The 12,072-nt window shown below is 68.5% G+C and carries 10 protein-coding genes; 8 read left to right on the top strand and 2 right to left on the bottom strand.

Going from position 1 to position 12,072, the window contains the following annotated elements:
• Nucleotides 1-918: 918 nt before the first annotated feature.
• The 4 genes from ABT294_RS12195 (at nt 919) to ABT294_RS12180 (ending at nt 5,303) form a co-directional block, all read left to right on the top strand.
• Complete coding sequence (locus ABT294_RS12195; protein ID WP_350805415.1) at nt 919-1,635, top strand: GntR family transcriptional regulator; 717 nt, start codon at nt 919-921, stop codon at nt 1,633-1,635.
• A gap of 730 nt (nt 1,636-2,365) precedes the next feature.
• A complete protein-coding gene (locus tag ABT294_RS12190) occupies nt 2,366-3,022 on the top strand; it encodes a JAB domain-containing protein (protein ID WP_350805414.1) in 657 nt (218 codons plus the stop codon).
• A gap of 1,275 nt (nt 3,023-4,297) precedes the next feature.
• On the top strand, nt 4,298-4,783 hold the full coding sequence (locus ABT294_RS12185; protein WP_350805413.1) for a GntR family transcriptional regulator: 486 nt from the start codon (nt 4,298-4,300) through the stop codon (nt 4,781-4,783).
• A gap of 40 nt (nt 4,784-4,823) precedes the next feature.
• Nucleotides 4,824-5,303, top strand: coding sequence for a GntR family transcriptional regulator (locus ABT294_RS12180; RefSeq protein WP_350805412.1), 480 nt, complete (start codon nt 4,824-4,826; stop codon nt 5,301-5,303).
• A gap of 353 nt (nt 5,304-5,656) precedes the next feature.
• Here the strand turns inward: ABT294_RS12180 and ABT294_RS12175 are convergent, their stop codons facing one another.
• Nucleotides 5,657-6,679: a hypothetical protein gene (locus ABT294_RS12175; RefSeq protein ID WP_350805411.1), complete on the bottom strand. Its 1,023-nt coding sequence runs from the start codon at nt 6,677-6,679 to the stop codon at nt 5,657-5,659.
• Between the two features lie 43 nt (nt 6,680-6,722).
• Nucleotides 6,723-7,634: a DMT family transporter gene (locus ABT294_RS12170; protein ID WP_350805410.1), complete on the bottom strand. Its 912-nt coding sequence runs from the start codon at nt 7,632-7,634 to the stop codon at nt 6,723-6,725.
• Between the two features lie 262 nt (nt 7,635-7,896).
• Here ABT294_RS12170 and ABT294_RS12165 point away from each other — a divergent pair, with 262 nt between their 5' ends.
• From ABT294_RS12165 to ABT294_RS12150, 4 genes are all read left to right on the top strand, one after another.
• Nucleotides 7,897-9,297 carry an aminotransferase-like domain-containing protein gene (locus tag ABT294_RS12165; RefSeq protein ID WP_350805407.1) on the top strand — a complete coding sequence of 467 codons (1,401 nt, stop codon included), beginning with the start codon at nt 7,897-7,899 and terminating at the stop codon, nt 9,295-9,297.
• 187 nt (nt 9,298-9,484) lie between these two features.
• Nucleotides 9,485-10,093, top strand: coding sequence for a GNAT family N-acetyltransferase (locus tag ABT294_RS12160; protein WP_350805406.1), 609 nt, complete (start codon nt 9,485-9,487; stop codon nt 10,091-10,093).
• 12 nt (nt 10,094-10,105) lie between these two features.
• Entirely contained in the window at nt 10,106-10,981 is an 876-nt protein-coding gene (locus ABT294_RS12155) for a 1,4-dihydroxy-2-naphthoate polyprenyltransferase (RefSeq protein WP_350805404.1), read from the top strand.
• A 70-nt stretch (nt 10,982-11,051) separates the two neighbouring features.
• Entirely contained in the window at nt 11,052-12,053 is a 1,002-nt protein-coding gene (locus ABT294_RS12150) for an adenosine deaminase (protein WP_350805403.1), read from the top strand.
• Nucleotides 12,054-12,072: the final 19 nt, after the last annotated feature.

Genomic DNA, 12,072 nt, shown 5'->3' with positions numbered 1-12,072 from the left:
GCCGAACGACCGGAGCCGACCCCCAGCCGTCCGAATGATGGGAGCCGCACCCTGGTCGCTCGAACAGATGACCCCGCTCGCGGCCTGCTCCTCATGACGTCGGGCGCGGCCACGTCGCTGCTTGACTCCCACGCAACAGGCTGCCCTCTTCGGGCGCTTGGCAGGGCGGAATCCCCGCCTGCCCTCCGGGTACGTCCAGGAGGTCGCGTGCCCTGCAGCGCGACACAGGTGGACCCTTGTGGCGCGGTTGCCAAGGCGCGTGCCCGCATGTGGGCGCACGGGGGCACGTTGGGGCCCTGCCAACGCAACACTTCGCAGCCTCCGCAACTGTCACAACGCACGTCCCTCACGTGCACACGTTCTCGCGTAACACACCTGCCTTCGCCGCCGTGTGCCCTCGCTGCGCGCGTGCGCTCTCTGCCGCACGCCTGCCCTCACAGCGTGCGTGTTGCCAGTCGTACGTCTGCCGTCGCAGGGCTCGCGCCTCACAGCGTGCGTGTGCTCGCCACTTGTCTGCTCTCACAGCGCGCGTATGCGTCCAGGAGGCAGTGGCGCATCGTCGGCTGCCGGCGCTCATCCGCGCGCTGCGACGCGGACGTCGCGCGGCCCCGTCGGCGTGTCTGTGGGCGGCCGTTTCACGGCGGGACCGTAGTGCGTGTCTCCGGCAGACCAGGTGCCCGCATCGGCGTGAGAGTGTTCGGCGCGCATTGGAAGAGGTCGCCGATATGTGCTCGGGGGTACACACATCGACGACCTCTACCGAACAATCGGTGCCCCTTACATGGGTGTTACAGGGTTTCTCCGATAATTTTGCGCCACTGCAAAGTTGGGGCTCCAGCAGTCATCGATGACGGTCGGTTACCTGCCGAATACGGCAACATGGGGCAACGCCTCACACGAACCCCCAGGGATGGACTAGTGGCCACCTCAGATCCGGTCTACCTGCGTGTCGTCGAAGACATCCGGCGACAGATCAACGACGGCACCCTGCCCCCAGGTGCGCCCATTCCGTCAAGGGCGCAGCTGACCCGTAAGTACCAGGTCGGCGAGACCGCCGCCCGCCACGCCCTCCGCGTGCTCGCCAGCGAGGGGCTCATCGTCGGCCGCGTCGGATCGGGTCATTACGTCAGGGAACGGCCGATCCTCGCACCGCTGCACCGCTGGCGCTTCCTCGACCATCCCGCCCCGCTCGCCGCCGACCTGCAGTCTCAGGGGCGGCGCGTGACGTGGGACTGGCACAGCGAGCCCGCCGAGGCCGGCCCCGACATCGCCAGGCGCCTGCGCGTGGACGAGACGGCCACGCTGACGAGAACGCATTACATCTTCCGCAGCGACGGCAAACCGCTCCAACTCGTCACTTCCTACGAGTCCCTGGAGTTCGCCGCGCACACGGAGGAGGAGCGGCGCAGTCTGGTCGCCAGGATGTACGCGCACGGCATCAAGATCACAGAGATCGTCGAGAGCGTGCACACTCGGGTCCCGCGTCCGGCCGAGATCGATGCTCTCCAGATGGCGGCAGGCGTGCATGTCCTGCACGTCGAACGCACCCACTGGGCAGGCGATCGTCCGGTAGAGACGAGCGACATCGTGATCCCCGGCGACCGCTTCAGGATCATGTACAGCATGCCCGTCTGATCCCGGGACGTCGCCAAGGCTCCGGGCGACACCGCGCCTCTGCCCGGAGCCTCGCCAGAAATCCCCATCTTCAAGGTCTTCGTCCAGCACCCCCCGGCCTCTCAAAGCCCTGGGCGCCCTTCGACGTCCACAAACACCCGAAACTCCCGGCATCCAGGGGTCCGCCAGCGCCACCCCGCAGGCCGTCGCGGTGACGCCAAGCGGTCAGTACGAGGAATGTCCGCTGATGAACGGCCAGTTGACCGACAGGGTCGTTCTCGCAGATGGCAGACCGCCTCCGCTGACCGTTCGCCTGACACTCAGCCAGCCCCACCGAGCACCGCCGTGACCAAGCCCGGAACTCGACCAAGCACCCCTGCGACCGAGATAGTCACGCCCGGAGCGGATATGAGCATCCCCATGGCCGAGACGGCCACGCCCTCTGTCGGGACGGCCACGTCGCAGAACAGTGCGCCTGTGATCGTCTGCGGAGTCGAGCGAAGCACGTCCACAGTCGAGAGCAAGGGCCAGGCCGCTGTTTCCCGGGAGCGCACAGGACGTCCAGCTGTGGCTCTGGCGGCGATCAGGCGGTGACGGCCTGCGTTTCGACGAGGACCGTAACCTGGCCGCCCGCCTGCGCGAACTCATGGCCGAGGCGACCCAGGCGCCGTCCTCCAGCCAGGAATTCTCGTCCAAACGATCAAGCTCAGGTTGTCGGTGCTCGCTGATACAACGGGTGCGGAGGTTGCGGATGCGAGTCAAAGACCTGCCCCGGCGCGAGCGTCCACGGGAGCGGCTGATGTCCAGCGGCCCGGCAGCGCTGGCCGATCGGGAACTGCTGGCCGTGCTGCTCGGCTCGGGTTTCCGCGGATCGAGTGCGATGGACCTGGCCGCCCAGGTCATCGAGCACTGCGGCGATCTCGATGGTCTCGCCCGTTCCGAGCCGCACCGGCTCCTCGCCGTACCGGGCGTGGGTCCCGCCAAGGCAGCTCGGGTCGCCGCGGCGTTCCATCTCGTCCGCCGAGCGCAGGCGGAACCCGAGCGGGCCAGGGTCACCAGCACCGCCGACCTGGCCGCGGTCGCGGCACCGCTGCTTCGGGGGCACTCCCGCGAGCGGCTGGTCGTCGTGGTGTGCAACACGCGGGGCGCGGTGCTCAGGCGCATGGTCCTCACCGAAGGCGGCTCCGATCACACCACGGTCCCGATCCGGGACGTCATCACGGCGGTGCTCGCCTCGCATGGCACGGCGTTCGGCGTCGCCCACAACCATCCGAGCGGGTCCCTCGTTCCCAGCAGCGACGACCTGGCGGCGACGGGCCGCCTCGCACAGGCGGCCGAAACCGTCGGCCTGCGCTTTCTCGACCATCTGATCATCACCGACACAGAGTGGAGGCGCGTTCAGCCGTGATTCGTCCTTCGGCAACAAGGCAACCATTTCCGGCTACGACCATCAGGGCCTAAGGCTCAACTGACGCTAAAGCACATGATCCCGCTGAAAGCGCAGAACGGGAGTCCTGAGGCCGAAGACCGTGAGACTCTATTCCCGCGGGCAGGCCGGTGGGTTCTCCAGCGGCCAACGACTCGCAACGGCGTGGTCCCGCGCTTCCCGGAAGGTGCGGGACCACGTCAGCCCCACTCCCCCAGCTGAAGGCAACGCCGGGCGATACCGGGGCGATGCCGGTGAGTCCGCTTGGACGGACGGCCCTCCGGAACCTGCGGCGACCTACGAGCGGAAACCGGTCCAGGCGGCGGAGATCGGGGCTCCAACCATGCCCGTCTGAAGGGCTTCCGCTCGAGCGGACTCACCGGGAAAGCATCGGTCACGAAACACAGACCTCCAAGCATCCCCCCGAAACAGGCATATCCCAGCCCCTCGCAGGCCCTCTCCGGCGTCCCCATCCTGGGGCCTGCGAGGGGGAATCCCGGTAGGCGAGCTGATGCGGGATGACGCCTACCGGGAGAGGGACAGGCGTGGACCAGTGCCTGTCCAGGCAACGGATCGCGGTGGGCTTACACGCGATCCGTGATCCTGGCTCCAGATCGGAGCCAGTACCCCAGCGCGCCCGCGGCTGTTCGTGGCAGCCAAGCGCGCCGGGGAGTCATAGGCATGTGAAGATCCGGGGACAGGCAGCCCAGCCACCAACAAGGCGGGAACCTGATCAGCAGGCGGGAATGCGGACTAAACCAACAGAAGGGCAACAATCTCCGTTTGCGACAATTCGCGGATCGAAGCGCTCGAACGCGCCTATGGAACAGACCTGCGAACACAGCCCTACCCCGGTCGAATCACCGTGCTTCCCCTTCCAACAAGCGCCGCCACATTTCGTTGACCACTCCTGCCCTACCCCAAGGCGACTCGTAGATGAATATTCGCCCCTTCATCCTTGACATTCTACGGATAAACCGCAAACCACCCGCCTGACAGAGCTCATAGAAGACCGACTGGCAGTCACAGGTGTACTCAAGCACTCGCACGCGATGCGACCGCTGCGTTGCCAGTTCCCATTCGATAGGAACGTGATCACTTCGCAACTGCGCCACGTGGAGGCTGTGACGCCTGTCGAGGTCCGCACTCACATCGTCACTATAGGTCAGGCAGTCTCTGTAGGTCTAGTCCGTATCTATATACTCAAGTGAACGTCTGCTTTGTGCGCTCATGTACGGTTTGGTCTATACTCCGAGCGTGCTTGATCGTGACGGGCCCGTACCTATCTACAAACAGGTCGCCGATCTGATCCGCGAACAGATCGAGAGTGGCGAACTCAAGGCCGGCGAACCCGTGCCGAGCGAGGCCAAGCTCGAGCGCGACTACGACATCGCGCGGACAACCGCCCGACGGGTGGCTCGCGAGCTCCGCGAACAGGGCATGGCGTACACGATCCAGGGCGAGGGCACTTTCGTCGGCCAGCCCGGCGCACCCCGCGTGCGACAGAAGACTCCGCTGTACCAGCGGATCGCGGAGGAGATCGCAGGGCGCATTCAGCGCGGCGAGATAGCCCCGAACCGGGCGATCCCCGGCGAGAAGGTCATGATGCAGGAGTTCGGCGTCGCCAAGGTCACGGCCCGCCAAGCCGTGGCCCACCTCAGAGAGCAGGGGTGGGTGTTCACCGTTGCCTATCGCGGCACCTATGTGACGAGCCCGGAGAACTGGCCAACCAACAAGAGCTGATTCCCCCTCCTCTTGTCTAGAGCTCGTATACCTTTAGGTCATGCTCGACCCCAGAGGTGACACTCCTCTCTACCTCCAGATCAGCGAGGTCATCCGGTCACGCATCATCCACACTCTTTCCCAAGGCGATCCGGTGCCCAGCGAGGTAGGCCTGCAGAGCGAGTTCGGTGTCGCCAGGAGCACGGCCAGGCGAGCCATCCGCGTGTTGCGCGCGGAAGGGCTCATCTACACCGTCCAGGGCGAAGGCACTTTCGTCGGGGCACCAGACGCAGCGCCCCGGAAATCGCGCTATATGCCGATGTACCAGCAGATTGCGGCGGATATCGTCGAGCAAATCGGAGCGGGCCGGTATCAGCCCCGACGCTCGATACCCAGCGAATCCACCTTGCTGCAGCAGTACGAGGTGGCCCGGGAGACCGTACGCCGGGCCATGGCGCTGCTACGCGAGCAGGGTTGGATCTACACGGTGCCGCAGCGCGGCAGCTATGTGTCACCGAAAGAGTCGTGGCCCGAGATCTGACCTCGAACTACTGGTGGCACATGGGCGGCCGGCCACCACGCGATCGATCGTGAGGGTCCGCCACGGCCACCGCACGAAGCGCGGTCAGGTACTGGAGTAAGCAGAGCCGGGTGTTCACGGCCCCGGCGAGGCACGTACGTAGCCGTACGGGAGCGGTCGCCGGGAGGTCGAGACCGGGTGATGGACGGCCAGGAGACGGGCCGGCACGTGGCCGCTGAGCGGAAGTCTCCGCGCTCCGCGCGGCGGCCGAAGGAGTTGAGCGGGCCGGCGGTGGCGGATGGCGGGCGCGGAGTTCTCCGGGCGCGGCCGGTTCGAGGGCCCGCACCGTCAGAACACCGGGATGGCCCGTACTGTCAGAACACCGGGATGATTTCCTCGGGGTCGATGAAATCGACGGGGACGCCTTCCAGGTCCAGTTCGGGAATGGCGGGGAAGGCGATTCCCCAGCGTTCCACGATCGCCCGGATGCGGGCCATCGCCACCCGCCAGTTCTCCGCCTGCTCCTCGTACGAAAGAACCCCCAGGCCCGCCTGCCGGGCGTGGTCCATGAGGACGCGATGGTTGGGCAGGAAATACGGCGGCAGTTCCCAGAACCCTTCCGGAGGCTCCCAGAGAATCATGGACAGGAAGACGAAACCCGCTCTGAGCTGACGGGTGATCAGGGTGCGGGTTTCATCCGTCAGGCCGGGCCATTCGTTTTCCAGGATCGTCATGCAGATCTGGAGGTGGCGGGATTCGTCGCGGCCTATCCGTTGGAACATTTCGGCGAACACGGGGTGCTGCGTGCCTGAGGCCATGCCTCTGAACAGCGTGGACGCGGCCATCTCACCCATCATGAAGCTGGTGAACAGCACCGGCAGGCTGTATTTGCCGACGGCCGCGGTGTAGCCGGTCCAGTAGCGTCCGCCGTTGTGGTAGAGCCAGCCGATGTTGTTGTGGGCGGCTTTCTCCAGGTCGTCGGCGGGTTTCCAGTCGAGGGGGCCGCCGGGCCAGAGTCTGGCGATGGTGCGCTGGCAGCATTCCTCGTGGTTCATCTCGTCTCTGGTGATCGAGAAGAAGCACTTCCTGACGGGGTCCTCTTCGTGTTTCTCGAATGCCTGAATGGTGGCGCGGGCGAAGACAGCGGGGCCGGAGGCGTCGAAGTTGGCCAGGACGGCGAACCAGTACATGATGCCCAGGCGCTGTTCCCGGGTGAAGTCCTCGGGGTTCAGGCCGTCCCAGGGGAGGTCGGCCGGGTTCCAGACCATCCGCTTGGACTTCTCGTAGATCGCCGCGAGTTTCTCGGTCTCGACGCGCCATTCCATCGGGTAAATGTTCGGCTGCGGGATCTCGGGGGCAGGCCAGAAGCCGCCCTCGGGGATCGTGAGGTCCGCCATGTGACACCTCCACCCCTCATCCTGCGTGGTGGCGTCACGGCTTTCAAGTACGGGCGCGCTGGGTGATAGCCACACATACCAGGACAGCCAACGCGCCTGCCACGGTTGCTGGGCCGAACCGCTCCCCCATCAGGAACCAGGCCCAGAGCAAGGTGAGCAGGGGCTGGGTGAGCTGGGTCTGCCCCGCTCTGGCGATGCCGCCCCTGGCCAGGCCTGCGTACCACGGGACGAAGCCCAGGAACATCGAGATCACACCCACGTAGGCGAGACCTGCCCAGGACGCGGGGGTCGGATTGATCGGGGTCGTCAGCGCCAGGACGGTCGTCGCGGGGAGGGTGAGCGGCAGGGAGAGGACGAGAACGTACGAGATGACCTGCCAGCCCGGGATCTCCCTGGAGAGCCTGCCGCCCTCCGTGTAGCCGACCGCCGCCGACAGCAGCGCGCCGACCAGGAGCAGGTCCGGCCAGGTGGGGGTGCCCTGGGCGGACTGGGCGAAAGTGAAGGCGGTGATGGCGACGGCGCCCGCCGTACAGGCCGCCCAGAAGAGGGGACGCGGACGCTCGCCCGCGCGCAGGACGGCGCACGCGGCCGTGGCGGCCGGGAGCAGGCCGATCACCACGGCCGAGTGGGCGGTGGACGCGCCGAGGTCCAGGGCCAGGCCGCTGAAGACGGGGAATCCGAAGACCACGCCCACGGAGATGGCGGCGTAGGCGGGCCAGTGGCGTCGCGGCGGCAGCAAGGGGAGTTTGGCGGCTTTCAGGCAGGCCAGGGCTATCGCCCCGGCGATGACCGCCCGGCCGATCGCCACCAGCCAGGGGTCGAAGCCCTGCATCGCGTAGACGGTGGCGGGAAAGGAGCCGGAGAACGCCAGAACTCCCAGGAACGCCAGAGCCGTTCCCCCACGGGCACCCGCTGAGGGCGGGTTGACGGCCTGCGCGGCGCTCGGGGGGTTCACGGCCCGCGCGGCTGCGGAGGGATCCGTGACCTGCGCGGCACTTGGGGGGTTCGCGGCCCGCGCGGCTGAGGGGGGATTCGTGGCCTGTGCGGCTCTTGTGGGGTTCACGCCCTGCGCGGGGGCCGAGGGATTCGCGGACTGCGCGGCACTCGGACGGGTCCCGTCCTGCGCGGGTATCGGGAGGTCTACCGCGTTCAGCGGCCCGGTGGCGGCGGTGGGGACCGCTACTGGATCCCAATAAGTAGCGCTATCGTTGTCCTTCATGGAAAACGATAGCAGTATCGCCCATATCGCCGCGATACTGCGCGAGGAGGCCTCCAGGCTGCGGCCCGGGGACCGCCTGCCGGCCAGCCGGGAGATCATGCGGCGGCACGGCGTCAGCCCGGTGACCGTCTCGCGGGCCATCGGACAGCTCGCCGCCGAGGGCAGGGTGGTCACGAAGCCGGGGATCGGGGCGTTCGTGGCGCGGCAGCCGGCGAGGGTCAACGACACCGCCGACCTGTCCTGGCAGACGCTCGCGCTGGGCGACAGGGTGGTGGACGAGTCGGTCGTGACCTCGCTGCTCAGCGGCCCCCCAGAGGGGGTCGTGCCGCTCACCGGCGGGTACCTGCCTCCCGGGCTCAGGCCCGACAAGCAACTCGCCGCCGCGGGCGCCAGGGCCGTGCGCAGGCCCGACGCGTGGGCGATGCCGCCGCTCAACGGCCTGGACGAGCTGCGCCGCTGGTTCGCCAGGCAGGCCGGCGGCGACGTGACCGCGTCCGACACGCTGATCGTGAGCGGCGGACAGGCGGCCCTGACGCACGCGTTCAGGGCGCTGGCCGCCCCGAACGCGCCCGTGCTGGTCGAGACGCCCACCTATCCGGGCGCGCTCGCGGCGGCCAGGGCGGCGGGGCTGCGTCCGCACGCCGTCCCCATGGACAGGGACGGCGTGCGCCCGGACATGCTGGCTGAGGCGTTCGCCGTCACCGGCGCCCGGGTCTTCTTCTGCCAGCCGACCTCGCAGAACCCGACCGGCGCGACGCTCACCAAGGAGCGCCGCGAGCAGGTGCTCCAGGTGGCCGCGGCGGCGGGCGCGTTCGTCGTCGAGGACGACTTCGCCCGGTATCTGACCGAGCAGGCGCCTCCGCCGCTGGTCTCGATGGACGCGCACGGCACGGTCGTCCACATCGGCTCGCTCACCAAGATCCTCTCGCCGAGCATGCGGGTGGCGGCGGTCATCGCGAGAGGGCCGGCGGCGCACCGGCTGCGGGCCAGCCAGCTGGTCGAGTCGTTCTTCGTCGCCAGGCCGCTGCAGGAGACGGCGCTCGAGTTCGTCGGGTCGCCCGCCTGGGCGCGGCACCTGAAGGCCGTCCACGCCGAGATCGCCACCCGCCGCGACGCGCTGGCGGCCGCGCTGGCCGCGCGGATCCCCGAGGCCGAGCCGCACCTGCTGCCGAGGGGCGGCATGCACCTGTGGCTGCGGCTCCCGGCGGGTACGGACGAGCATGTACTGGTCGAGGAGGCCAAGCGAACCGGGGTGCTGGTCAGCCCCGGCCGGATCTACTACCCGTCGGAGCCGCCGGGGCCGCGCATCCGGGTCACCCACATGGCGGCCACGCATCTGGCGGAGCTGATGGAGGGGGTGCGACGGCTGGCGCAGGCCCTGGCGGTGGTCACGCGGTGACCAGGACCGAAAAAAGTCGTTCAAGAACCATTCACGCTCGTGATGTTCGTGCGCGGGTGCGCCAAGCGCCCCAAAACGCGTGCCTACCGGGCGCGGAAGCAGGGTTCGCGTCATCCCCAAGGCTCAAAGACCGATACGGTGTAACTCGTGCCTTGTGGCATGACGGCAGGCGAAGGAGCGGGCCGAGATGGCAGACGTAGGCGTCCGGGCGGCCCGGCGCGAGGATGTGCTCCAGGTTGCGAACACTCAGGTCCGCGCCTGGCGCTACGGCTATCGGGATTTCCTCCCCGAGGGGCCGCTCGAGCAGATGACAGGGCCGGCGGCCGAGAAGATGTGGCTGCGCCAATGGGACGAGGCGATCACCTCCCCGCCCACCCGCAGTCACCGGGTGCTGGTCGCGGTGGAGACCATCCTCGACACCGAGGGCTTTCCCGCCCTCGGCGCGGGCGGCAGCGCCGCCCTGGCCACACCGCGCGGTGGTGAACGCGTGGTCGGGCTGGCGTCGCACGCCCCCGCCGAAGATCCCGACCTCGACCCGACCGTCGTGGCGGAGATGCTGACGCTGCTGGTCGACCCCGACTTCGTCCGGCGCGGCCACGGCAGCCGCCTGCTCAACGCGACCGTCGACTACCTGCGCGAGGACGGCTTCCGCCAGATCGTCACCTGGGTCTTCGCCGAGAACTACGCGGTGCTCGGCTTCCTGGAGTCGGCCGGGTGGGGCGAGGACATGGCCGAGCGCGTCCTCGACATGGGCCGTCCGATCCGGATGGTCAGGCTCACCACGGACATCAGCTAGAGGAATCGTCACATGGCTACCCCCGGTCAGTGGATTGCCGGCGCGCGTCCCCGTACCCTGCCCAACGCCGTCGTGCCCGTCATGGTCGGCACCGGCATCGCGATCGGAGAGGGCGGGTTCGTCTGGTGGCGCGCGATCGTCGCGCTGCTCGTGGCGCTGTCGCTGCAGATCGGCGTCAACTACGCCAACGACTACAGCGACGGCATTCGCGGCACCGACGACCAGCGAGTCGGTCCGATGCGCCTGGTCGGCTCGCGGGTGGCCACGCCGCCGCAGGTGCTGGCCGCCGCGCTGGGCTCCTTCGCGGTCGCCGCGGTGCTGGGGCTGACGCTCGTGCTGGCCACCCAGGCGTGGTGGATCCTGCTGGTGGGCGCGGCGGCGATCGCCGCCGCCTGGTTCTACACCGGCGGCAAGCGCCCGTACGGCTACCGCGGGCTCGGCGAGGCCGCCGTTTTCCTGTTCTTCGGCGTGGTGCCGGTGGTCGGCACCGCGTTCGTGCAGACCGAGCAGCTCTCGTGGGCGGCGCTGGTGGCGTCGGTGCCCGTCGGGCTGCTGTCGTGCTCGATGCTGGTCGTGAACAACCTGCGCGACGTGGGCACCGACGGGCAGTCGGGCAAGCGCACGCTGGCCGTGGTCCTGGGCGCCGAGCGCACCCGCACGCTGTACGCGGTCTGCCTGGTCGTGCCGTTCGTGGTGGCGCTGGCCATGATCCCGCTGGCCTGGCTGACGGTGCTCGCGGTGCTGGCGCTGCCGTTGGCGATCGCGCCGGTCCGGACCGTCCGGAGCGGCGCCGTGGGGCCCGCGCTGATCGGCGTGCTGCAGCAGACGGGCAAGCTCCAGATGGCGTACGGGCTGCTTCTCTCCATCGGCCTGGCGATCACCCTGTAGCCGGTCCCCCGCGCGGGCGGCGTGCGATTCTGGTGGGGTAGACCCGCGCCGCCGCAGCGAAGGGACGATCATGAAAGAGTTCATCGCCGGGCTGCCCAAGTGCGAGCTGCACGTGCACATCGAGGGCACGCTGGAGCCGGAGCTGAAGTTCGCGCTGGCCCTCCGCAACGGTCTGTCCCTGCCGTACGCGTCCGTGGCGCAGATGCGGGACGCGTACGCGTTCGACGACCTGCCGTCCTTCCTGAAGGTGTACTACGAGGGCATGGCGGTGCTGCGCACCGAGCCCGACTTCTACGACCTGGGCATGGCCTACCTGCGCAGGGCCGCGGCGCAGAACGTCCGGTATGCGGAGATCTTCGTCGACCCGCAGGCGCACACGTCGCGCGGCGTCCCGTTCGACCTGGTGATCCGCGGCCTGCGCCGGGCGCTCATGGACGGCTACGACCAGCTCGGAGTCCGGGCGCAGCTGATCATGTGCTTCCTGCGCGACTTCCAGGCCGAGTACGCGATGGCGACGCTGCTGGAGTCGCTGCCGTACCGGGAGTGGATCGTCGGCGTCGGCCTCGACTCCGACGAGAAGGGCAACCCGCCCGCCAAGTTCGCCGCCGTCTACGCGCGGGCCAGGCGGGAGGGCTACCTGCTGACCATGCACTGCGACGTGGACCAGGACGACTCCGCCGAGCACATCCGCCAGGCTCTGGAGGACATCGGCGTCGACCGGATCGACCACGGCGTGAACGTGCTGGAGGACCAGCGGCTGGTGGAACTGGTCCTGGCCAGGGGGGTCGGGCTGACGTGTTGCCCGATCTCGAACGGGTACGTCACCGACTCGATGCACGCCGAGGGCATCCGCAAGCTGATGGACCTGGGCGTGCGCGTGACGATCAACTCCGACGACCCCGCGTACTTCGGGGGCTACGTCCAGGAGAACCTGGAGGCCATCCAGGACGCGTTGCAGCTCACCGCCGACGAGCTGGTGCGGCTGGAGCGCAACGCCTTCGAGATCGCCTGGCTGCCGCAGCACCTCAAGGACGCCTACCTGTCCGAGCTGGACGCCTACACCTCCCGCTAGGGGATCACGTGAAGAGCCC

Origin of the sequence: Nonomuraea sp. NPDC000554 (assembly GCF_040300065.1) — a bacterium.
Lineage (GTDB): Bacteria > Actinomycetota > Actinomycetes > Streptosporangiales > Streptosporangiaceae > Nonomuraea.
Note: the sequence above shows the minus strand (reverse complement) of the source record. Positions and strands in the feature narration are given on the sequence as shown.